Annotated in this window: 13 protein-coding genes; 9 read left to right on the top strand and 4 right to left on the bottom strand. The window is 64.8% G+C overall.

Going from position 1 to position 24,423, the window contains the following annotated elements; all coding sequences use genetic code 11:
- The 4 genes from E3U47_RS20720 to E3U47_RS20705 all read left to right on the top strand — a co-directional run.
- Nucleotides 1-581 (top strand): amino acid ABC transporter permease (locus E3U47_RS20720; RefSeq protein WP_134693476.1); only part of this gene is annotated, 581 nt, incomplete at its 5' end.
- Nucleotides 578-1,312: an amino acid ABC transporter ATP-binding protein gene (locus tag E3U47_RS20715; RefSeq protein WP_134693475.1), complete on the top strand. Its 735-nt coding sequence runs from the start codon at nucleotides 578-580 to the stop codon at nucleotides 1,310-1,312. The genes E3U47_RS20720 and E3U47_RS20715, both read left to right, overlap by 4 nt.
- A gap of 60 nt (nucleotides 1,313-1,372) precedes the next feature.
- The gene (locus E3U47_RS20710; RefSeq protein ID WP_134693474.1) at nucleotides 1,373-3,277 is read left to right on the top strand and encodes an ATP-binding protein; all 1,905 of its coding nucleotides are present in this window, start codon (nucleotides 1,373-1,375) and stop codon (nucleotides 3,275-3,277) included.
- Nucleotides 3,274-4,602 (top strand): sigma-54 dependent transcriptional regulator, encoded by a 1,329-nt coding sequence (locus E3U47_RS20705; RefSeq protein WP_134693473.1) that lies wholly within the window; start codon nucleotides 3,274-3,276, stop codon nucleotides 4,600-4,602. The genes E3U47_RS20710 and E3U47_RS20705 overlap by 4 nt, the downstream gene beginning before the upstream one ends.
- A 77-nt stretch (nucleotides 4,603-4,679) precedes the next feature.
- Here the strand turns inward: E3U47_RS20705 and E3U47_RS20700 are convergent, their stop codons facing one another.
- A complete protein-coding gene (locus E3U47_RS20700; RefSeq protein ID WP_134693472.1) occupies nucleotides 4,680-5,675 on the bottom strand; it encodes an alpha/beta fold hydrolase in 996 nt (331 codons plus the stop codon).
- A gap of 191 nt (nucleotides 5,676-5,866) precedes the next feature.
- Here E3U47_RS20700 and E3U47_RS20695 point away from each other — a divergent pair, with 191 nt between their 5' ends.
- Both E3U47_RS20695 and metR read left to right on the top strand, forming a co-directional pair.
- Entirely contained in the window at nucleotides 5,867-11,299 is a 5,433-nt protein-coding gene (locus E3U47_RS20695) for a dermonecrotic toxin domain-containing protein (protein WP_372239538.1), read from the top strand.
- Nucleotides 11,300-11,415: 116 nt separating this feature from the next.
- Nucleotides 11,416-12,333, top strand: a complete 918-nt coding sequence (gene metR / locus E3U47_RS20690; RefSeq protein WP_134693470.1) for a transcriptional regulator MetR — start codon at nucleotides 11,416-11,418, stop codon at nucleotides 12,331-12,333.
- Here the strand turns inward: metR and E3U47_RS20685 are convergent.
- The gene (locus tag E3U47_RS20685) at nucleotides 12,317-12,730 is read right to left on the bottom strand and encodes an NUDIX domain-containing protein (protein ID WP_134693469.1); all 414 of its coding nucleotides are present in this window, start codon (nucleotides 12,728-12,730) and stop codon (nucleotides 12,317-12,319) included. The two genes, metR and E3U47_RS20685, sit on opposite strands and share 17 nt — an antisense overlap.
- A 118-nt stretch (nucleotides 12,731-12,848) precedes the next feature.
- Here E3U47_RS20685 and E3U47_RS20680 point away from each other — a divergent pair, with 118 nt between their 5' ends.
- Nucleotides 12,849-17,132 carry a DEAD/DEAH box helicase gene (locus E3U47_RS20680; protein WP_134693468.1) on the top strand — a complete coding sequence of 1,428 codons (4,284 nt, stop codon included), beginning with the start codon at nucleotides 12,849-12,851 and terminating at the stop codon, nucleotides 17,130-17,132.
- A gap of 100 nt (nucleotides 17,133-17,232) precedes the next feature.
- Here E3U47_RS20680 and E3U47_RS20675 read toward each other — a convergent pair whose 3' ends face one another.
- Nucleotides 17,233-17,490, bottom strand: coding sequence for a type B 50S ribosomal protein L31 (locus tag E3U47_RS20675; protein ID WP_134693467.1), 258 nt, complete (start codon nucleotides 17,488-17,490; stop codon nucleotides 17,233-17,235).
- Nucleotides 17,491-17,671: 181 nt separating this feature from the next.
- Here E3U47_RS20675 and E3U47_RS20670 point away from each other — a divergent pair, with 181 nt between their 5' ends.
- Nucleotides 17,672-19,291 carry an FMN-binding glutamate synthase family protein gene (locus tag E3U47_RS20670; protein ID WP_134693466.1) on the top strand — a complete coding sequence of 540 codons (1,620 nt, stop codon included), beginning with the start codon at nucleotides 17,672-17,674 and terminating at the stop codon, nucleotides 19,289-19,291.
- A gap of 146 nt (nucleotides 19,292-19,437) precedes the next feature.
- Here E3U47_RS20670 and E3U47_RS20665 read toward each other — a convergent pair whose 3' ends face one another.
- Entirely contained in the window at nucleotides 19,438-20,856 is a 1,419-nt protein-coding gene (locus E3U47_RS20665) for an amino acid permease (RefSeq protein WP_134693465.1), read from the bottom strand.
- 425 nt (nucleotides 20,857-21,281) lie between these two features.
- Between E3U47_RS20665 and E3U47_RS20660 the strand changes: the two genes are divergently transcribed.
- Nucleotides 21,282-24,401, top strand: coding sequence for a transglycosylase domain-containing protein (locus E3U47_RS20660; RefSeq protein ID WP_134693464.1), 3,120 nt, complete (start codon nucleotides 21,282-21,284; stop codon nucleotides 24,399-24,401).
- Nucleotides 24,402-24,423 lie beyond the last annotated feature (22 nt).

The following is a 24,423-nucleotide window of genomic DNA, read 5'->3' as shown; positions in this document are numbered from 1 at the left end:
TCGGCGGTATCGCCCTAGGTACCGTCCTGGCCTTGATGCGGCTGTCGTCGAGCAAGCTGCTGGCCAACGTCGCCGGCGCCTACGTCAACTACTTCCGCTCCATCCCGCTGCTGCTGGTGATCACCTGGTTCTACCTGGCGGTGCCCTTCGTGCTGCGCTGGATCACCGGCGAGGACACCCCCGTGGGGGCGTTCACCTCCTGCGTGGTGGCGTTCATGATGTTCGAGGCGGCGTACTTCTGTGAAATCGTTCGCGCCGGGGTGCAGTCGATCTCCAAGGGCCAGATGGGCGCGGCGCAGGCACTGGGCATGACCTACGGCCAGACCATGCGCCTGATCATCCTGCCCCAGGCGTTCCGCAAGATGACCCCGCTGCTGCTGCAGCAGAGCATCATCCTGTTCCAGGACACCTCGCTGGTCTACACCGTGGGCTTGGTCGACTTCCTCAACTCGGCTCGCGCCAACGGCGACATCATCGGGCGCTCCCACGAGTTCCTGATCTTCGCCGGTGTCATCTACTTCATCATCAGCTTCTCCGCTTCCTGGCTGGTCAAGCGCCTGCAAAAAAGGATCACCGTATGATTTCCATCAAGAACGTCAACAAGTGGTACGGGGACTTCCAGGTACTGACCGACTGCAACACCGAGGTCAAGAAGGGTGAAGTGGTGGTGGTCTGCGGCCCGTCCGGTTCGGGCAAGTCGACCCTGATCAAATGCGTCAATGCCCTGGAGCCGTTCCAGAAAGGCGACATCGTGGTCGACGGCACCTCCATCGCCGATCCCAAGACCAACTTGCCCAAGCTGCGCTCGCGGGTCGGCATGGTGTTCCAGCATTTCGAGCTGTTCCCACACCTGAGCATCACCGAGAACCTGACCATCGCCCAGCGCAAGGTGCTCGGCCGCAGCGAGGCGGAAGCCACCAAGAAGGGCCTGGCCCTGCTCGACCGCGTCGGCCTCGGCGCCCATGCCAAGAAGCACCCCGGCCAGTTATCAGGCGGCCAGCAACAGCGCGTGGCGATCGCCCGGGCGCTGTCGATGGACCCGATCGTCATGCTGTTCGACGAGCCGACCTCGGCGCTGGACCCGGAAATGGTCAACGAAGTACTCGACGTGATGGTCGAGCTAGCCCACGAAGGCATGACCATGATGTGCGTCACCCACGAGATGGGCTTCGCGCGCAAGGTCGCCAACCGGGTGATCTTCATGGACAAGGGCAACATCATCGAGGACTGCCAGAAGGAAGACTTCTTCGGCAACCCCGAGGGCCGCCACGAGCGTACCCAGCACTTCCTCAGCAAGATCCTGCAACACTAAGCAGGCACCGCTGCCCGGCCCAGCCGGGCAGCCGATGCTGGTGGTGACAAGGCCACTGTGATGAAATGCGACCCTTCGCTCCTGCGCCCTGCCCAACCTGCCGTGAAATCCCGCCTGATCCGCCAATTGCTCGTCCCGCCCCTGGTCATCCTGCTGATGGTCGGTCTGGGCTTGGCCGGCTTCCTGATCAGCGAGAGCAACGGCATCCGCACCCTCAGCGAAACCGGCGAACGCCAGTTGGAGCTGCACGCGCGCACGGTCGAGAGCGAGATCAGCAAATACACCTACCTGCCCAGCCTGCTCGAGCTGGAAGACAGCGTCTCGCGCCTGCTCACCGACCCTGACGCCGGCGACCGCCAGGCCGTCAACGAATACCTCGAGGGCCTGAACCGGCGCAGCCGCAGCCGGGCGATCTTCGTACTCGACACCAGTGGTCGCGTGCAGGCCACAAGCAACTGGCGCGACGCCGACTCGTTCCTTGGCGAGGACCTGGCGTTTCGCGCCTACTTCCAGGTTGCCGTGCGCGGCGAACCCGGGCGTTTCTACGGCATCGGCAGTACCACCGGCGAAGCCGGCTACTACCTGGCCCACGGCCTGGAAGAGCACGGCAAGATCATTGGCGTGGCGGTGATCAAGGTGCGCCTGGACACCCTGGAGGAGCGCTGGCAACGTGCCCGCCTGGAGGCTTTCGTCAGCGACGAGAACGGCATCATCATCCTCTCCAGTGATCCATCCCGGCGGTTGAAATCGGTGCGCCCGCTGAACCCGCAGATCAAGGAGCGCCTGGCGCGCAGCCTGCAGTACTACTGGTGGCCGCTCAACGAATTGCAACCACTGGCCCGGGAGACCCTGGCCGATGGCGTGGAAAAACTCACCTTCCCGGCCAACAGCGAGACCGAGCACGGCAAGCAGCGCGAGGTGGCCTACCTGGCCCAGACCCGACGACTGGCCGACACGCCCTGGCACTTCACCCTCCTCACCCCGCTGCAGGACTTGCGCCGCGAATCGATGGTGCAGGGCATCCTGGTGGGCGTCGCCTTCGCCTTGCTGGCGATCCTGGCCATTGCCTGGAACGAGCGGCGCAAGGTGATCGCCACTCGCCTGGCGGCCCGTGAAGCACTGGAAGAGGCCAATAGCCAACTGGAACGCAAGATCACCGAACGCACCGCCGACCTGCGCGCCAGCAATGAACGCCTCAAGGGTCAGATTCGCGAACGCCGCCATGCCGAGCAAACCCTGCGCCATGCCCAGGACGAGCTGGTCCAGGCGGGCAAATTGGCCGCCATCGGGCAGATGTCCACCAGCATCGCCCATGAGCTCAATCAACCACTGGCGGCGTTACGCACCTTGTCCGGCAACACCGTGCGCTTCCTCGAGCGCGGCGCCCTGGAAACCGCCAGCGCCAACCTGCGCACCATGAACGACCTGATCGACCGCATGGGCCGTATCACCGCCAGCCTGCGTTCGTTCGCCCGGCGCGGCGACGACAGCGGCCAGGCCTCGCTGGACAAGGCAGTGCAGGCCTCGCTGCAGGTGCTGGGCAACCGGATCAGCGCCTGCCACCTGCAACTGCACCTGCAGTTCGAGGACCAGCAGTTGGCCATTGACCAGACCCGCCTCGAGCAGATCCTGGTCAACCTGATCGGCAACGCCCTCGACGCCATGGCCACCCAGCCCTTGCCGCAACTGTGGCTGGAAGGCGAACCGCACGGCGACAAATACCGCTTGCGGGTGCGCGACAATGGCCATGGCATCGACGCCGAGGCCCGCAAGCACCTGTTCGAACCCTTCTTCACCACCAAACCGGGCGAGCACGGCCTGGGCCTGGGCCTGACCCTGTCGGCAAGCCTGGCCACCGCCGCCAAAGGCACCCTGAGCGTCGAGCACCCCGCCAGCGGCGGTACCGCGTTCGTCCTCGTCCTGCCCCTGGTCACGCCCCCTAGCGAAATGGCTGAGCCCCTATGAACCAAGCACCTCTTACCGTCCTGATCGTCGAAGACGACCCGCATGTGCTGCTCGGCTGCCAGCAGGCTCTTGCCCTGGAAGACATCGCCTGCGAAGGCGTCGGCAGCGCCGAACAAGCCCTCGAGCGCATCGGCGACGATTTCGCCGGAATCGTCGTCAGCGATATCCGCCTGCCGGGCATCGATGGCCTGGAGCTGCTCAACCGCCTCAAGGCCCGCGACCGCAGCTTGCCGGTGGTGCTGATCACCGGTCATGGCGACATCGACATGGCGGTCGGGGCCATGCGCAACGGCGCCTATGACTTCATGGAGAAACCATTCTCGCCGGAGCGCCTGGTCGACGTGGTGCGTCGCGCCCTGGAGCAACGCGGGCTGGCCCGCGAAGTATTCGCCCTGCGTCGCCAACTGGCCGAGCAGAGCAGCCTGGAAGGCCGCATCATCGGCCGCTCGCCGGCCATGGAGCAATTGCGTGAGCTAATCGTCAACGTCGCCGACACCTCGGCCAACGTGCTGATCGAAGGCGAAACCGGCACCGGCAAGGAACTGGTCGCCCGCTGCCTGCATGACTTCAGCCGGCGCCAGGGCCAACCGTTCGTGGCGCTGAACTGCGGCGGCCTGCCGGAGAACCTGTTCGAGAGCGAGATCTTCGGCCATGAGGCCAACGCCTTCACTGGCGCCGGCAAGCGCCGCATCGGCAAGATCGAACACGCCAATGGCGGCACGCTGTTCCTCGACGAAGTCGAAAGCATGCCGGTCAACCTGCAGATCAAACTGCTGCGCGTATTGCAGGAACGCACCCTGGAGCGCCTGGGTTCGAACCAGAGCATCCCGGTGGACTGCCGGGTGATCGCCGCGACCAAGGCCGACCTCGCAACCCTTGGCCAGAGCGGCCAGTTCCGCAGCGACCTGTACTATCGGCTCAACGTTGTCACCCTCGAGCTGCCGCCGCTGCGCGAACGGCGCGAGGACATCCTGCAACTGTTCGAGCACTTCCTGCTGCAATCGGCGTTGCGCTTCGACCGCGAGGCGCCGGCCCTCGACAGCCAGACCCTGTCACAGCTGATGGCCCATGACTGGCCAGGCAACGTGCGCGAGCTGCGTAACGTTGCCGAACGCCACGCCCTGGGCCTGCCCGCATTCAAGAAGGGTTCCGGCGGCGGTGCCAGCCAGGGGCTGGGCTTCGCCGAGGCGGTGGAGGCGTTCGAACGCAACCTGCTCAGCGATGCCTTGCAACGCACCGGTGGCAACCTCAGCCAGGCCAGCCAGGAACTGGGCATGGCCAAGACCACGCTGTTCGACAAGGTGAAGAAGTACGGGCTTGGTTAAAGCTTCGAATGCAAAAGGCCCCGCGATACCGGAAAAGCCGGTGCCATCCATCGGGCAAGCCCGCTACCACGCCCTTCTCAAAGCCCGGCGATATGAGTCACATCCTGCCTGTGCGCTTGCAGGTATGGCAGCACCGCCCCCAGCAACGGCGCCTTGAACGGCTCCTGGAAGCGGTGAGCCAGCCCTGGAATCAGTCGCAACTGGCTGCCCTGAATATGCGCCGCCAAGTGCACGCCATGCATCACCGGCAGCAACGGGTCGGCCGTGCCGTGCACCACCAGCGTCGGCACCCGCAGTTGGTTGAGCAACTCGACCCGGCTCGGCTCAGCCAGGATCGCCATGATCTGCCGCTTCACCCCGTCAGGGTTGAACGCCCGGTCATAAGCCTGCGCCGCCTGCTGGCGCAACACGGCGCGATCGTCACTGACCTGTGGGCTGCCCAGCGCCGCCAACAGGTCGGCCTGCTGCTCGATCGCCACCTCGCGACTCGGCGCGCCGCGCCGCGCCAGCAATTGCACCAGCGCCGGGTTCGGCGCCGGCAGGCCAGCAGCTCCCGAGCTGGACATCACCAACGTCAAGCTACGCACCCGCTGCGGCGCCATGGCGGCGATGTGCTGGGCAATCATGCCGCCCATGCTGACGCCCAGCACATGAAATTGACGAATCTGCAGCGCGTCCATCAGGCGCACGCCGTCATTGGCCATGTCGGTCAGCGTGTAAGGCGCCGACACTGGCAACCCCAGCTTGTAGCGCAGCAACTCGATGGTCAGGTTGGCCGACGCCGGTAGCTGGTTCCAGCGCGACAGGCCGACATCGCGGTTGTCGTAGCGGATCACCCGAAAGCCCTGGAGGCACAGGGCCTCGACCACGTCGTCCGGCCAGTGGATCAACTGCCCGCCCAGGCCCATCACCAACAGCAGCGCCGGGTCGCGCGGCGCACCGACGCTCTGGTAGACCAGGCTCAACTCGCCCAGCTCGGCCCGTTGCACCGGCACATGAACGTCGCAGCGGCCCTCGGCAAAGCTTGCTGGCACGCTGCTCAATAGAAAGAAGAAAAGTAAAAACGCCCGCATGAAAGAAACACCAGAATGCAGATCCCCAGTAGAGCGCGAGTCTGATGAAATTCGTTCGGGCGCGCTGCCACAAAACCGTGACAATTTCGTGAACCCTGCCCAGTGGTCGCGTACATATCCCAGTACCTCCATCGTCTCCAGCAAAGTCCCTTCAATGCTCAGCCTACAACCACTGCATTGAAGGCGTTCGCATGCCAGATTCAACCCTCCCCTTTTTACCCTACACCCTCGATACCAGGTTGCTGCGCGCCCGCCTTGCCGATACGCCAGCGACACGCCTAGCCCTGGTCGAATGGCACAGCGCACGGCAAACCTTCAACCGCCTGCTGGCTCTGGCCCCCAGCGTGCGCCAGGTGATCAACGAACTGTTGCACGACACCCTGGGCAGCGACCCGGAACACACAGGCCTGCGACTCAGGCATGGCGACCAGGCGCATTTCGTGAGCCTCACCCAGCTGTGCCTGTTCGCTCACCACTACCCCACCCCAAGCGCTGACCTGGACGCACGCGCCAGCGTGGAGGGCGACAACCGTAAAATTACCGAGCTAAGGCCTAGCGAGCTGTATAACCGCCTGACTGTGCACGACCTGCCGGGGAGGCTGCGTGGCCGCTGGAAGGCTTACTGGGACGCCCGCGCGCAAGGCACCGCGTCGAACCGGCTGGCATACGCCCGACAACAGTACCGCGCGCATTTTCTGGCCACGCTGGAGGTCGCGCTGATTCAAGGCACACTGGGCACCGAGCATCAGCGCGCGCTCCTGGGGCTGCTGGAAAACCCCGAATGGTTGATCCATGACAATCGCCAGGTACTGATCGAACTGCCCTCCAGCCACCCCGGCGCGATCATCGTCAGCCTCGCGGATGAGCCGACCCAGGTGCTATACGATCCGTCCCAGCCCCAAGCTTTCACCGGCTACGCCACCCGTGAAGCCCTCGAGGTAGTACTCGCCACCGCCGGGCACGAAGCGCTTTCCTTCACCTCGGTCGACAGTATCGGCCTAGGTTTCACCCCCTTATTCGAACAGCTCGAAAGCCAACTGCTCGGCACCTTGGCTCAACAACCGGGCGGTCGCCTCGAACATCACGCCGCCAGCAGCTTGAGCCCGGCCGAACACTTGGCGCGGTCATGGCGCGACAGCCAGGTCTTCGCCCAGCCCCCTGCCGATGATTGGGCGCAGCTGACGAACGACTCGCGGCCGTCCCTGTTCGACTTCGGCAACCTGGGATTGGAGTTGGCACCCGCGCAACGTAAACAGTTGATCAGTCGACAACTCGATTTGCTGGATGCGCTGTCGGAGGATCGGTTTGCGCAATGCAAGCAATTGCAAGCGTCCATCGCCGACGCCCGCAATACCGCGCAGGTGCAGATCAGCATATTGACCGCATCAGCCAAGTGGCACTCCGACGCCAAGCCCACCGCAGCCGGTGAAAGCCTGGTTCAGGCCCATCGCGACGGGCTGCTCGCCCATGCCCGACTCCAGCATGCGCTGGGACTATTGGATGACCAGCAACTCGGCTGGGTGCAATCGGTGCTCGACGGCAGCAGCAACGACGCAGTCGCCGCGCAGATCGAACTGCTGCCGCCCACGGAGGATGGCGCTGACGCCAACGCAGTGAAGTCCATCCTAGTGGGGGCGTTTGCGATCACCGCCAATACGGGCGCAAACACGCCCGATAAGCCTTCCAGCGTGCTGCTTTACTGGCTTGGCGAACAGGGTGGGCTGTTGCGCTTCGAAGATAGCCAGCAACTGGAAACGAGCCTGAACGCCGGCATGCCGGTGGCGCTCTCAGTGCTTGCCAAGGATGCTATCGCGCACACCCTCGACGCCGTACTCGCCGCTGGCCGCCAGGAAAAAAACGCAGTCCAGGAGAAGGCTGGACTTGACGCCGTGGCGACGGCATTGCCGTGGCTGCGTGAAAAACTTGCCCTGAGCCTGCAAGTGCCTCGGCACACAGCACGTGAAATTTCGCTGAGCCTGCGCGACGAGCAGCAACAACTCATAGCTCGAACCAACGCTTCGCTGGGCAGTTTGGCAAAGATCCCCGCCAATCAACGCCAAGCGCTGCTGATACTGGTCAACGACTATCTCGCGGCGCTGCGCAACGCCCAAGCCTTGATTGCTCGTGATGTTCCAGAACGCCGCATTTTTTGCCAGCGCCTTGTCGAAAAACGTCTCAGACGCGATTTTGACGGACTCAACGGCCATGCGATCACCCTGGACTTGCCCGCAAGCGTTGCCCATGTCAAGGACTTGATCGTGGGCAGCGGCGCGCCGGGAACGCCGACCAAGCTTGTGCCCAAACCAAGTGAAGAGCGGGTGAGCCTGGCCCTGGAAACCCTGCTCCTGGACCAGATCGACGACAGCATGTTCAGCCGATTGGGGTTCATGCAACTGAACATCACGCCTGCCGACGAAACGCTGCGCCAGGCCTTGCAAAGCGGTATCGACGCAACTTACCTGCGTGCACTGGCCCAGGAACTGGACCTTGCGCAACGCTATGAAAGCGAGATTATCGAGGCCTTCCAAGGTATCGATGAACCCGCATACAGCCATGCCTTCAGACGCGAATGCCTGGTCGAGCCGCATCGCCTGATCCTTCGGCTACAGAACCAGCTGTTCGGCATCAGCGGCCATCTGGATCACAACAGCCAGGCCATGCTGGCGCAAGTGATCGATGCCCGCAGCAAGGCCGACTACCAGGGCAATGGCTACGACCTGCGCCTGTTGCCAGCGATGCTGACCAGCGGTGGCCCGGACACCGATGGACAACCTGTGTCCCTGGCGGGTATCACCTTCATCGAGGACCGAACCCGCAAGACCACCATACTCTATCGCCCCGACCACCCCAGCAGCCCGCTGCGCCAATTTCCCGACCTGGAATCGGCACGCCTGAGCCTGTTCGAAGGCAGTGTCGATAGCCGTGAACGCGACTACCTCGCCAATCGCGCGCTCAAAGGCAACCCCGCGGCCCATCGTTCGCGCCTGGATCAAGCCCACGCCCATCGGTTCAAAGGCATTATCGGTATCGGCATGCAGTGGCCGGCAACACAATCACTGGCGCAGTTGCAGCTCGACACGCACATGGGGCAATTGCTCGAAGCCCACCGTAGCAGCTCACGGAGCAATCTTGACGTACATCTGGAGAACCTGGCCGCGCAAGCCGGCAAACTCCTGATCGGCTTCAAGGTTGCCCTGGGCTTGATCCCCGGCCTTGGCCTGCCGGTCAGCCTCTATGACCTCTACAGCGCTTCCGCCGACCTGGTCAAGGCCATTGCCGAACAGGGTACTGCCGATGTTCTCGAGGCCATCCAGAACATATTTGTGAGCATCCTCGACATTGGCATGGACCTGCTCGGCGGGAGCGCCGCCATCAACACCGCTGGCCTACGTCGCTCGGTCAAACGCCACCAGCTCGGCAAGTTGCGCCTATCGCGCGCCACGCCAATGCCCGCAGTCAACAGCGCTCAAAGCCCCCTTGCGGGCCTGCAGGGCTATCAGATGACCGACCCCGTGTCCCTGGCAGGGCTGTCGGTGGGCAAGGAGGGCCGATACCGAGGCATCTATCGTCATGCTCAGAGCAACTACGTCCAAGTACAAGGCCGCCAATACCAGGTGCTCTGGGACCAGACCAGCCATACCTGGGAACTGGCGGGCAATGCCAGCCACCGCTTCAAACGCGCCATTGCCCTGGACGAGCAGGGACAATGGGACACCCACCTGACGCTGTACGGCGTACATCGCCTCGGCGGCGGGGTCGGCGGCGGCCAGGTACTGGGACAGCTTGCCGATACGCTGGACCCGCTCTGGCCGGCTCCCATCAAGGAACGTCTCCCTCGTTGGTGGCGAGACCAGGCCTACCGCCGACACAACCGCCTGCGCGACAGCCTTCATCGAGACTTGCCTGAACTTCAGGCCAGAAGCGCGGCCATCAACCAGCGCATGCATCGCTCATTCGCCTTGCAGGATGCCCATGACGCATCCCTGAGCAACGCCCTGCAAACCTGTATAGATGACGCCAAGCGCCTGCATGCCGACTGCCTGGCGTTCACCGAGGTATCCAGCGGCCGACCCCGCCACGACGCGCAGGCCCAGGCCAATGATCTGGCAATGTTGGTCTGCGATAGCCACAACCGCCTTAGCCAAATGGCCCAACGACGTATCAACGAAGCCTTGGACGACATTACCCGGCTACGTCAACAAGCCCGCGACAACGCCCACAAAATAGTGCCAGGCATGGACGCACAACACTTCCTCGCCCTCTCCCACAAAGCCCTCGCATTGCGCTCGAGCCTGTACAGTACTCGCAGCACGGCCCTGACCGAACTCGATGAACTGCGCCGGCAGGTCCAGGCCATGCGCACCTGGCGCCGCCAGATCAACCAGATGAGTGCACGCCGTGAGGCGTTCCAGCATATCGACAGCCAACTGGCCAAGTTCAGCGATCCTGTCCTGGACTACATGGACATCGGTCAGTTGCTGGGCTTGCTCACCCGGACACCCGAGAATCTCGACGGCACCTGGATCAACCTGCAGTACCTCATGCGTGATCCTCGCGCCGAACTCGATCGCACACTGTATGCCTTGCATGAACTGGCCAATACCCGGGCCAGTATGCGTCAGCGCAAAGCCATCCTGGACAGGTCGATCGAGCAGATCCGGCAATTCAAAAACCGCCTGCACTACTGGAAAACCAGCTATTCCAGGTATTTCGATCAACCGTCGCTCGAGCGTTTAAAAACCACGCTCGACGCCCACGAACGCCATGCCAGAACGTTGCAACCGAGTGCGCCAGCCACCCGGCCAAGCGTCGGGGCAGGGCGACAACAGCCCCGCGTGTTCGAGACCTCGCAGCATCATTACCTGATCGGTGAACCGGATCAGCAACAGCCCAATACCTACCGTATCACCGGAGTGAACGGACGCACCGAGATCTACCGCCAGGACGCTTCGGGTAAATTCACCCTCACCAACCCGGACACCAGCGATCTGCCCACCGTGCACCGCGCCACGCTGACACAGTTGCGCAGCGAAGCCACACGCCACCTCGATGAACTGGACGCGTTCACCCGACAGGTCCGCCAGTACGCGGCGCAGAACATGGCGGGCACGAGCCTGGAAGACCTGATGCTGTTCAAGGTCGCCGACCTCGACGCCATGGCGACCCGCATTGCCGAGCAAGCGCCGCACGACCCATTACTGCTACGACTGCGCAGCGCTTCACGACAACTCACCGGACAGGGACGGACCCTGCGCATAGAGCAGATCATGAAAACCCATGAGCCCAATGGCGGACAACTGGACTACCTGGTCGAGCAAGACGTCCTGGCCATCGAGAAAGTCGGCAGCCTGGTCGAACTGCGGCGTACCGCCGAAGGGCGCCGCGATTTCCTCCAAGAGTTCGTGATTCACGACAAGCGCCAGGAGTCCCCCCGCCCACTGTGGTATGCCCATGTGCATTTCAACAAGCCATCACCCGGGTTCGACGAGTTCGTCAAGGCACACCTGAAGACACCGGCCCAGCGCTACCTGGGTCAGGAATGGCAGGCAAGCCATATCGAACGTATCTGGCGGGGCGATCTAAGCCGTCCCCAGGCCCTGAAACATTTGGCCGGGCATTTTTAAGCGGCCACAGGGCATCGTGCAGATGCCCTTCTTCTTCCATACATCGACATCCGCTTTAACATGAGGGAAACTCAACACCGGCCTACGCTTACCCAAAGATTTCACCAGGAGTCACCGTGCTGGAAATCCGCCACTTGAAAACCCTTCATGCCTTGCGCGAAGCCGACAGCCTGGTGGAGGCTGCCGAGCGCCTGCACCTGACCCAGTCAGCGCTGTCGCACCAGTTCAAGGAGCTGGAAGAACGCCTGGGTCTGCCGCTGTTCGTGCGCAAAACCAAGCCCATTCGCTTCACCAGCGCCGGCCTGCGCCTGCTGCAACTGGCCGACGCCACCCTGCCGCTGCTGCGCGGCGCCGAGCGCGACATCGCCCGCCTGGCCGGCGGCACCGCCGGGCGCCTGCACATGGCCATCGAGTGCCATAGCTGCTTCCAGTGGTTGATGCCGACCATCGACCAGTTCCGCGACGCCTGGCCGGAGGTGGAACTGGACCTGGCCTCGGGCTTCGCCTTCGCCCCGCTACCAGCCCTGGCCCGCGGCGACCTCGACCTGGTGGTGACCTCCGACCCGCTGGACCTGGCCGGCATCACCTATGTGCCATTGTTCACCTACGAGGCCATGCTCGCCGTGGCCAACCAGCATGCGCTGGCCAGCAAACCGTACATCGTGCCCCAGGATCTGCTCGACCAGACCTTGATCACCTACCCCGTGGAACGCGATCGCCTGGACATCTTCACCCGCTTCCTGGAACCGGCCGACATCGAGCCGGCCGCGGTGCGCACCTCGGAACTGACGGTCATGATGATGCAACTGGTGGCAAGCGGCCGTGGCGTGTGCGGCATGCCGCACTGGGCGCTGCACGAATACAGCTCGCGGGGCTATGTGAAGGGCAAGCGCCTGGGCGAGAAAGGCCTGTTCGCCACGCTCTATGCGGCAGTGCGCACCGACATGCTCGATGCGCCGTACATGCGCGACTTCCTGCTGACCGCCAAGGACACTTCGTTCGCCACCCTCGACGGGGTCAGCGCGGTGCGCTGAGGCTTTCGCGCCACAACGGCAGGATCAGGTCGCGGGTCAGCGGAGCCAAGTTCAGGGTGCAGGCCTGGTCGGCGGCCAACCAGGTCACTTCCTCGATTTCCGCGGCCGGGACCACGGCAGCGAGGCAGTCGACGCGAAACAGTTCGGCGTGAACCTCAAAGCCCGGCTCGTTGGCGGCCGGGGCGCTGAACTGGCCCAGGTGGATGGCCTCGGCGGGATCGACATGCAGCCCCAGTTCCTCGTGCAACTCACGCACCAGCGCCTGCGCCGGCGACTCGCCCGGGTCGATCTTGCCGCCCGGTTGCATGAAGGCCAAGGTACCGCGCTTGCGTACCAGCAGCGTCCGCCCCTGGGAGTCGAGGAGCAGCGCGGCGGCGATTCGGATGGTCTTGAGCATAATGGACTCACGGATGGATGAACGGGCGCAGGATACCTGACAAGGCTCTATCGCGGGGCCGGAACAGGCTGACGAACGGCCCCTTGCCATTGCGCTGCTTACCCGCCATAACCAACCCATGAACCTGCCCGCCCAACTCCACCCGGTGCTCGACCTGTTCCACCCTGCTGTCGCCACTTGGTTTGGTCAGCGCTTTACCACGGTCACCGAGGCCCAAGCCGGCGCCTGGCCGTTGATCCATGGCGGCCAGTCGACACTGCTGGCCGCGCCGACCGGCTCGGGCAAGACCCTCAGCGCCTTCCTTGCCGTGCTCGACGAACTGTTCCGCCAGGGGCTGGAACAAGGCGGTGAGCTGCCCGCGCAAACCCTGGTGGTGTATGTGTCACCACTCAAGGCGCTGTCCAACGACATTCGCCTGAACCTCGATGCACCGCTTGCAGGCATCGGCCAGCAGATCGCAGCGCTCGGCCTCAAGGCTCCCCGCATCACCACCGCCGTGCGCAGCGGCGACACGCCGTACAAGGAACGCGCGGCCATGCGCAAGCTGGCGCCGCACATCCTGGTGACCACGCCCGAATCGCTCTATGTCCTGCTTGGCTCGGCCTCGGGGCGCGCAGGCCTGGCCAGCGTGCACACGGTGATCGTCGACGAAATCCACGCCCTGGCCGGCAACAAGCGCGGCTGCCACCTGGCGCTGTCCCTGGAACGCTTGCAAGCCCTGGCCGGGCGGCCATTGCGGCGTATCGGCCTGTCCGCCACCCAGCGCCCGGTGACACGGGTGGCGCAGTTCCTGGTCGGCCACGGGCGCCCCTGCGCCATTGTCGACATCGGCCATGTCCGCCAGCGCGACCTGGCCCTGGAGGTGCCACCGGTGCCGCTAGGCGCGGTGATGGCCAGCGATGCATGGGCGCTGGTCTACGACCGCCTCGCCGCCCTCGCCCGCGAACACCGCACGACCCTGGTGTTCGTCAACACCCGGCGCCTGGCCGAACGCCTGACCCGCCACCTGGGCGAACGCCTGGGCAACGACGCGGTGGCCGCGCACCACGGCAGCCTGGCCAAGGAACACCGGCTGACCGCCGAGCAACGACTCAAGGCCGGGGAGCTGCAGGTGCTGGTGGCCACCGCCTCGCTGGAGCTGGGCATCGATATCGGCGAGGTCGACCTGGTGTGCCAGATCGCCTCGCCTGGGTCGATCGCCGCCTTCCTGCAACGGGTCGGCCGCTCGGGCCACCAGGTCGATGGTGTGCCCAAGGGGCGGCTGTTCCCCACCTCGCGGGACGAGTTGATCGAGTGCGTCGCGCTGCTCGACGGCGTGCGCCGAGGTGAGCTGGATGAGCTGCACATTCCCCGCGCGCCGCTGGATGTGCTGGCCCAGCAGATCGTCGCCGAAGTCAGCAACCAACCCTGGAGCGAGGCAGCGCTGTTCGACCTGCTGCGCCAGGCCACTCCCTACGCAGGGCTGGACGCGGCCCATTACCAGGCCCTGCTGCGCATGCTCGCCGAGGGCTACAACGGCCGCCAGGGCGTGCGCAGCGCCTACCTGCACCGCGACGCGGTCAACGCCACCCTGCGCGGGCGCCGGGGCGCCCAGCTGACCGCGCTGACCAGCGGCGGCACCATCCCCGAGACCGCCGACTACGCCGTGCTGCTCGAACCCCAGGCGCTGAACATCGGCAGCGTCAACGAGGACTTCGCGGTCGAGAGCATCGCAGGCGATATCTTCCAACTGGGCAACGCCTCGTATCGCATCCTGCGCGTCGAGCCCGGGCGGGTGCGGGTCGAGGACGCCCATGGCTTGCCGCCGACCATTCCGTTCTGGCTCGGCGAGGCGCCGGGACGCAGCGACGAGCTGTCCGCCGCCGTGGCCCGGCTGCAACAGCGGCTCGACCAGCAGCTGCAGGCCGGCGACAGGCAGCACGTGCTGGCCTGGTTGCAGGCGAGCTATGCCCTGGACGACGCCTGCGCCAGCCAGTTGCTCGATTACCTGGGCCGCACCTGGCAGGTGCTTGGCGCCCTGCCCTCGCAACAGACCCTGGTGATGGAGCGGTTTTTCGACGAGTCCGGCGGCACCCAGTTGATCATCCACTCGCCCTACGGCAGCCGCATCAACCGCGCCTGGGGCCTGGCCCTGCGCAAACGCTTCTGTCGCACCTTCAACTTCGAGCTGCAGGCGGCAGCCAGCGAGGACGCCATCGTGCTGTCGCTGTCCACCAGCCACAGCTTCGAACTGGACGAAGTATGGCGCTACTTGCACAGCCGCAGCGCCGAGCCGGTCCTGGTCCAGGCCCTGCTCGACGCCCCGCTGTTCGGCGTGCGCTGGCGCTGGAACGCTGCGGTGGCGCTGGCCCTGCCGCGCTATGTGGGCGGGCGCAAGGTGGCGCCGCAGATCCAGCGCATGAAAAGCGAGGATCTGGTGGCCGCGGTGTTCCCCGACCAGATCGCCTGCCTGGAAAACATCGTCGGCGAGCGGCAGATCCCCGAGCACCCGCTGGTCGAGCAAACCCTCGACGACTGCCTGCACGAGGCCATGGATAGCCAAGGCTGGCTGGCGCTGCTGCAGCGCATGGAGCGCGGCGAGGTACGCCTGCTCAGCCGCGACCTGCCGGCGCCCTCGCCACTGGCCTCGGCGATTCTCAACGCCCGCCCCTATACCTTCCTCGACGACGCGCCGCTGGAAGAACGGCGCACCCAGGCAGTGCTCAGCCGGCGCTGGAACGAGGTGCACAGCGCCGACGACCTTGGCGCGCTGGATGCCGATGCCATTGCCGCGGTACAGGCCCAGGCCTGGCCCCAGGTGGGCGATGCCGACGAGATGCATGAGGCGCTGATGAGCCTTGGCGCCATCACCCAAGCCGAGGTCGATGCCAATCACGGCTGGTCCGACTGGGCTCGACAACTGGCCAAGGCGGGCCGCGCCTGTCGCCTCGACAATGGCGCGCAAGGGCTGTGGCTGGCCCGCGAGCGCCTGCAAGCGATGCGCACCCTGTATCCGGCCAGCCGCCTGGAACCGCAGGTGCCGCCACTGCCGGGCTTCGACGCGCCGGTCGATCACGACAAGGCGCTGAGCGAACTGCTGCGCGCGCGCCTCAGCGGTTTCGGCCCGCTGACCCTGGAGCAAGTCGCCCAACCCTTGGCCTTGGCCAGCAATGACTGCCAACAGGGCCTGGTCCGCCTGGAAGGCGAAGGCTATGTGCTGCGTGGCCACTTCAGCCCCGGCCAGGTCCACCTGCAATGGTGCGAACGGCACCTGCTGGCGCGCATTCACCACTACACGGTCAAGCGTCTGCGCCAGGAGATAGAACCGGTCAGCCTGCAGGACTACCTGCGCTTTCTGTGCCACTGGCAGCACTTGGCCGGCGACACCCGCCTGCGCGGGCCGCAAGCGGTCGGCGAAGTGCTCGCCCAGTTGCAAGGCTTCCCCGCCGCCGCCGGGGCCTGGGAAAGCGACTTGCTGCCTGCGCGGATCAAGGATTACAGCCCGCACTGGCTGGACGATGCCTGCCGCAGCGGCCAGTGGGCCTGGAGTCGGCTGGCGGCGACGCTATCGACCAGCACCCTGACCAGCACCCCCCTGGTGCTGCTGCCGCGTGAACACCTGGGGTTATGGCGTAGCCTGGCCCCGGCACCCGACCTCGAACGACTGGGTACCCGCGCGCAGCGGGTGCTGCAGGCACTACAGGCACAAGGCGCGCTGTTCTTCGATGAGCTAAGCCATGAGGCGCACCTGCTGCCCAGCGAACTGGAAACGGCGCTGCAAGAGCTGGTGGGCTCGGGCTTGGTGAGCGCCGACGGTTTCAGCGGCCTGCGCAGCCTGATCACCCCGGCGGCGAAACGCTCTGCGCGCCACAACCGACGCGGCCACCCGCCCTTGTCGAGCAGCATGGTCCATGCCGGGCGCTGGGCCTTGCTGCGCCGCGCGGGCGACACCCTCGACAACGACCAGCGCCTGGAGCATGTGGCCCGCAGCCTGCTGCGCCGCTATGGCGTGGTGTGCTGGCGCTTGCTTGAGCGCGAGAGCGACGTGTTGCCGGCGTGGCGCGAACTGCTGCGTTGCTATCACCGCCTGGAAGCCCGTGGCGAGATACGCGGTGGGCGTTTCATTGCCGGGCTGGCGGGCGAGCAATTCGCCTTGCCGGAGGCGCTAGGGTTGCTGCGCCAGGTACGCAAGCGCACGCTGGGCGGGGAACTGGTCGTGGTCAGCGGCTGCGATCCGCTGAACCTGGTGGGCAGCCTGCTGCCGGGGGCCAAGGTGCCGGCGGTGGCGGGCAATCGGGTGCTGTACCGGGACGGTGTGCCGGTCGCCAGCCGGGTGGCGGGCAAGTACCAGTTTCTTGTCGATTCGACAGCGACCGAACAGGCGCAATGGCGCCAGCATCTGTTGCGCGACACACCTCCTTAGAAGATCGCCTGGCAGCATCACCGCCGCTCCCACGTTGGTGATGTTTGCAACTCTGCTCCCGGCGCGACAGCGCAGTCCGCAAGTCCAGGTGCCTACAAGATCAACGCTTGGCCTGGAACCCGGCGAAACGCTTGTTGAACCCGGCCACCCGCCCTTCCACGGTGGTCTTGCGCTGCTGCCCGGTATACACCGGATGCGAGGCGCTGGAGACATCCAGGGCCACGTAGGGGTAGGTCTGGCCGTCGCTGTGCACCTGCGTGCGGTCGGTGTCCACTGTCGAACCGATCAGGAAGTACACATCGGCGGCCGTGTCGTGGAACAGCACCGGACGATACTCGGGATGGATGCCAGCTTTCATGGTGCAGTCTCCTAACAATTAAAGTGATACTTTATAACATACTATAACGCGAATGATTTTCGATACCCTAATTTTCATTTTTCCATTCCCCTGCACGCTGGCAAAACGTCGCCCAACCGGGCTATGGTCGGGCTTTGCCCCAGGCCCCTGAGCCTGACCGCGCCATTCGCAAGGACCCCGTATGAGCCTGTCACTTCTCAGCCGTTACGCCTTTTTCGCCGCCTGCGTGCTGTTCACCCTCGCCAGCCTGCCTTTCCTCGCCCACGACTGGTTGTGGCCCTTCACCCTGACCACCGGGGTGCTCAGCCTGATCGGTGTGTTCGACCTGCTGCAACAACGCCACGCGGTGCGCCGCAACTACCCGATCCTCGGCAACATCCGCTACCTGGTCGAAGGCATCCGCCCAGAGATCCGCCAGTATCTGCTGGAGTCCGACAGCGATGCGCTGCCCTTCTCCCGCGCCCAGCGCTCGCTGGTCTACGCCCGGGCCAAGAACGAGGCCTCGGACAAACCCTTCGGCACGCTGATCGATGTCTACGAGTCGGGCTTCGAATTCATCGGCCACTCCATGCGCCCGGCGCCGCTGGCCGACCCAGCCAGCTTCCGCGTGGTTGTCGGCGGCCCGCAGTGCAGCCAGCCGTACTCAGCATCGATCTTCAACATCTCGGCCATGAGCTTCGGCTCGCTCAGCGCCAACGCCATCCGCGCCCTCAACCAGGGCGCCAAGCTCGGCAACTTCCACCACGACACCGGCGAGGGCAGCATCAGCCCATACCACCGCGAGCACGGTGGTGACCTGGTGTGGGAACTGGGCAGCGGCTATTTCGGTTGCCGCACCCCGGACGGCCGCTTCGATCCCGAACGCTTCGCCACCCAAGCGCAGAACCCACAGGTGCGGATGATCGAGATCAAGATGAGCCAGGGCGCCAAGCCCGGCCATGGCGGCATCCTGCCCAAGCACAAGGTGACCGAGGAAATCGCCGAGACTCGCGGCGTGATGATGGGCGAGGACTGCATTTCGCCCTCGCGCCACAGCGCCTTCTCCACTCCCATCGAAATGATGCAGTTCATCGCCCAGCTGCGTGAGCTGTCTGGCGGCAAGCCAGTGGGCTTCAAGTTCTGCCTGGGCCACCCGTGGGAATTCATGGGCATCGCCAAGGCCATGCTGGAAACCGGCATCCTCCCGGACTTCATCGTCGTCGACGGCAAGGAAGGCGGCACCGGCGCGGCACCGGTGGAATTCACCGACCATATCGGCGTGCCCCTGCGCGAAGGCCTGTTGTTCGTGCACAACACCCTGGTGGGCCTGAACCTGCGCGACAAGATCAAGCTCGGCGCCAGCGGCAAGATCGTCAGCGCCTTCGACATCGCCAGCGTGCTGGCCATCGGCGCCGACTGGGCCAACTCGGCGCGCGGCTTCATGTTCGCCATCGGCTGCATCCAGTCGCAGAGCTGCCACACCAACAAGTGCCCAACCGGCGTGGCCACCCAGGATGCCCTGCGCCAGCGCGCCCTGGTGGTGCCGGACAAGGCCCAGCGAGTGCTGAACTTCCACCACAACACCTTGCGCGCCCTGGCCGAGATGCTCGCCGCGGCGGGGCTGGAGCATCCGGCGCAACTGGAGGCCAAGCACCTGGTGCGGCGGATCTCGGCCACCGAGATCAAGCTGTTCTCGCAGATGCACGTGTTCCTCAAGCCGGGTGAATTGCTCACCGGCGAGGTCAATGGGCAGTTCTATTCGCGGATGTGGCAACTGGCCCGGGCCGACAGTTTCGAGCCGCACAGCGAGGTGGCTGCCTGATCGTTTTTTTCGACGGATCACTGTAGGAGCCGGCCTTGCCGGCGAACACCGGCGCAGCCGGTGCCATTCGCCAGCAAGGCTTGCTCCTACAGGGTGCAAGCCGACCCACAAAAACAAAGCCCCGGCACTGGCCGGGGCTTCGTTCATCAGGAAGCGGTACTCACCGTACCCTGCGCCTCTTTCGGCGCCAGGCGGAAGGTGTAGTACAGCGCCGTCAGCAGCACCAGGAACGCCGGGCCGATGTACAGGGCCACGCGGGTGTCCGGGAAGTACGCCATCAAGCCGACCACCAGCACCAGGAACGCCAGCGCCAGGTACGAGCTCAACGGCCACAGCCACATGCGGTACTTCAGTGCATTGCGCTCGGCGGTGGTGAGCCCGGCGCGGAACTTCAGCTGCGCCAGCAGGATCATCACCCAGGTCCAGATCGCGCCGAAGGTGGCGATCGAGGTTACCCAGACGAACACCTTCTCCGGCACCAGGTAGTTGGCCAGCACGCCCAGCAGCAGCGCGCCGATCGACAGCAGCAGCGCATTGCGCGGCACGCCGCTCTTCGAGGTGCGGGCGAAGGTGGCCGGGGCCTGGCCGTTCTGCGCCAGGCTGTAGAGCATGCGCCCAGTGCTGAAGATGCCGCCGTTGCACGACGACAGCGCGGCGGTAATCACCACGAAGTTGATGATCCCGGCGGCGGTCTTGATGCCGAGGCGCTCGAAGGTCATGACGAACGGGCTGCCCTGGCTGCCAATCTCGTTCCACGGGTAGATCGACAGGATCACGAACAGCGCGCCCACATAGAACAGCAGGATGCGCCAGAACACCGAGCCGATGGCCTGCGGGATAGTCTTCTGCGGGTTGCGCGCCTCACCAGCGGTCAGGCCGATCATTTCCACGCCCAGGTAGGCGAACATCACCATCTGCAGCGACATCAGCACGCCAGTCACGCCGTTGGGCATGAAGCCGCCGTTGCTCCACAGGTTGGAGATGCCCATGGCCACGCCGTCGTTGCCGAAGCCGAAGGCGATGATGCCGATGCCACCGAGCACCATGGCAATGATGGTGACGATCTTGATCAGGGCGAACCAGAACTCGAACTCACCGAACGCCTTGACCGCGATCAGGTTGATTGCGCCCATGCTGCCCAGGGCCATCAGCGCCCAGATCCAGCGCGGCACATCGGGGAACCAGATGCCCATGTAGATGGCCACCGCGGTGATTTCGGCAACGCAGGTCACCAGCCACAGGAACCAGTAGTTCCAGCCCGTGAGAAAGCCCGCCAGCGGGCCGAGGTAGTCTTGCGCGTAGCGGCTGAAGGAGCCTGCGACAGGATTGTGCACGGCCATCTCGCCGAGGGCGCGCATGATCACCAGGATGGCCAGGCCACCGATGATGTAGGAGAGCATGATGGCGGGGCCGGCCATTTCGATGGCCTTGGCCGAACCGAGGAACAGGCCGACGCCGATACAGGCGCCAAGGGCCATCAGACGGATGTGCCGTTCGCCCAGCTCGCGCTTGAGCGGGCCGCCCTGGGCGGACTCGCCATGGGCAGGGTGGTTGCCGACGGGCATAGCAATACAACCTCATTTTGTTATTGGATTTGACCTTCGTGCAGCACCGGCCCGGCCGATAGGCGGGGCGTCGTCACGCCAGGCGGCCTTGTGGGCCAACCTGTCCACCGGGCACGAGGCGCCAGCGGGACAAAGGGGTCGAGCAGTATAGGAAGGCGCCTGTAGGGCTTTTCACTATATAAAGCAGGAATTTTGGCGAGAATGCTCGGCAAAAAGGCCTACCACGGAGGGGCATTTCGGCCTCGCTCCACCCATGCACAGGAATGGGGCAGCTACCTTAGCAACATTGTCGAAGAATGGAAGTCGCACCAAAGGCGCATGTTCAGACGCAACTCTTCGAAGCTTCCTACAATTTTTTCACCAAACCCGGCCAACGTCTAAGCTTCAGACAAGCAACGCGAAAACACTTGGCCGGACTCAAGACTATGGGCGCACTGTGGCAATCGGAACCAACCAGAACGGAAGCACCCAAAGCACCTCAGGCTGAAGCCCCCTTGCCCAAGACCCCACGTCAGCGTCGCCTGTGGTGGCGGCTGATTGTGTTGATCCTGGTGGTCGCCATCGTCGCCGTTGGCTTCGCCGTCTATGACGAGGTCCAGACCTCACGGGTGCAATCGCGTGAGTTCAGCCGTCTGGCCAGCACCCTCACCTATGCCCTGGAGCCCGGCCCCAGCGATGCCATCGTCTACCCAGGCGACGGCCCGTTCGACAAACGCCTGGGCTACAGCGCCCTGGGCGAGTTCCTGCCGCGGCTGCTCAAGCGCGATTACCTGATCAACCAGCAGGTCCGCTTCTCCCCGGCGCTGATGAACTATGTCGAGCACGGCCTGTTCGTGCCCTACATCGAGAAGATCCAGGCTGGCCTGTCGATCACCGACTGCCGCGGCGACATGCTGTACCAGTACAACTACCCGCAGCACCTGTACCCGAACTTCGCGGCAATTCCGCCGGTGATGGTCAACAGCCTGCTGTTCATCGAGAACCGCGAACTGCTCGACCCGAAGGACCCACAGAACAACCCGGCGGTGGACTGGCCGCGCTTCGCCAAGGCCGCCTACAGCCAGGTGGCCAAGTACCTGGCCCTGCCCGGCCAGTCCGCCGGCGGCAGCACCCTGGCCACCCAATTGGAGAAGTACCGCCACTCGCCGGATGGGCTGACCGTCTCCGGCGCCGAGAAGATCCGCCAGATGCTGTCGGCCAGCGTGCGTGCCTACCAGGGCGGCCCTGACACCACCGTGGCGCGCGAGCGCATCGTGCGCGACTACCTCAACAGCGTGCCGTTGTCGGCGGTGCCCGGTCATGGTGAGGTGCATGGCATGGCCGAGGGGCTGCGGGTGTGGTACGGCGCCGACTTCGACCAGGTCAACCAGGCGCTCAATGGCACCGCAACCGATGACAAGAGCCTGGCCGAACGCGGCCTTGCCCTGCGCCAGGTGCTGTCGCTGATGATCGCCCAGCGCCGCCCTTCGCATTACCTGTCCAAGGGCCGCCTGGAGCTGGCCGAGCTCACCGACGCGCACATCCGCGTGCTGGCGGCCAACGCCATCGTCGACCAGCCGCTGGCCGACGCCGCCCTCGCCAGCAAGGCGGTGTATCGCGACTGGGTGGCGCAGCCGACCATCGTGCCGATCATCACCAACAAAGGCATCAGCCTGGCCCGCAACCGCCTGGCGGCCATGCTAAACCGCCCGCTGTACGACCTCGACCGCCTCGATTTATCGGCCACCAGTACCCTGCAGGCCGACCTGCAGGTGCAGGTCAGCCAGTACCTGAAGAACCTCGCCGACCCCGAGTTCGCCGCGCAGATAGGCCTGATCGGCGAACGCCTGCTCACCGCCAAGACCACCGACCAGGTGAGCTACAGCTTCACCTTGTTCGAACGTACCGGCGACGGTTCGCGCGTGCGGGTGCAGACCGACAGCACCAACCAGCCCTTCGACATCAACGAAGGCAGCAAGCTGGAGCTGGGCTCCACCGCCAAGCTGCGGGTGCTCACCACCTACCTGGAGATTGTCGCCGAGCTGCATGACAAGTACGCAGGCAAACCCGCCGCCGAGCTGAAGAAGGTGCCGGTAGCCGAACTCGACCGCATCACCCAGTGGTCGCTGGAGTGGCTGAGCCTCAACGGCAAGAACCAGAGCCTGGATGCCATGCTCGACGCGGCGCTGGAGCGCAAGTACTCGGCCAACACCGGCGAGGCCTTCTTCACCGGCGGCGGCATGCATGTATTCAACAACTTTCGCAAGGAAGACAACGGCCGCAACCCGACCCTCAAGGATGCCCTGCGCGAATCGATCAACCTGCCGTTCATCCGCCTGATGCGCGACATCGTGCGCTATGTCACCTACCAGCAGCCGTTCAACCGCGAACCACTGCTCAAGGACGACAACGACCCGCGCCGCCAGGAATACCTGGCGCGCTTCGCCGACCGCGAAGGCACCAACTACATGATGCGGTTCTGGAAGAAATACCAGCGCAAGACCTCCCAGCAACGCCTGGACACCTTCCTCGACAGCCTGCGGGTGACCCCGCAGCGCCTGGCCGCGGTACACCGCTACCTGTTCCCCGAGGCCAGCCAGGAAACCTTCAACGCCTTCGTCCGCGCCCACAGCAAGGGCGACAAGCTGGCCGCGGCCAAGCTCACCGACGGCCGCCTGGTGGAGATGTACGACGCCTATGGCCCCGGCAAGTACGACCTGCCCGACCAGGGCTACATCGCCAAGGTCCACCCGTTGGACCTGTGGATGCTCGGCTACTTGCTGAAGAACCCCGGTGCCTCGCTCAAGGACACCCTCAACGCCAGCCGTTTCGAGCGCCAGGAGGTCTACGGCTGGCTGTTCAAGAGCCGCCACCAGGGCGCCCGCGACAGCCGTATTCGCACCATGGTCGAGATCGAGGCCTTCACCGACATCCACCAGCGCTGGAAACGCGTCGGCTACCCGTTCGACCACCTGGTGCCATCGCTGGCCACCGCCATTGGCAGCTCCGGCGACCGCCCCGCCGCCCTTTCCGAACTGGTGGGGATCATCCAGAACGACGGTGTGCGCCTGCCGACCCTGCGCATCGACACCTTGCACTTCGCCCAGGGCACGCCCTACGAGACCCAATTGATCAGCGACCCTGACCGCGGCCAGCGGATCCTTCCCGTGGAAGTGGCGCGGGCTCTCAAGGGCGCCATGTCGCAGGTGGTCGATGCTGGCACCGCGCGGCGTATCTCCGGCAGCTTCAAGCTGCACGACGGCACCCCGCTGGTGATGGGCGGCAAGACCGGTACCGGCGACAACCGCATCGAAAGCTTCGGCGCCGGCGGCCGGCTGATCGGTTCACGCTCGCTGAACCGCACCGCCACTTTCGTGTTCTTCCTGGGCGACAACCATTTCGGCACCCTGACGGCGTTCGTCCCGGGGCGTTCGGCCGAGGCCTTCAAGTTCACCTCGGCTCTGCCGGTACAGGTGCTCAAGGGCATGGCCCCGATCCTCATGCCCTACCTGGAACCGGGCAACCCTAATGCCTGCAAGGCGCCAGAGGTGGCCATGCAGCCGTGACGACGGCAATCGATCGATTAAT

The sequence above is a fragment of the Pseudomonas sp. RIT623 genome, assembly GCF_004519305.1.
Lineage (GTDB): Bacteria > Pseudomonadota > Gammaproteobacteria > Pseudomonadales > Pseudomonadaceae > Aquipseudomonas.
This window is presented reverse-complemented; position numbering and strand designations above follow the sequence as displayed.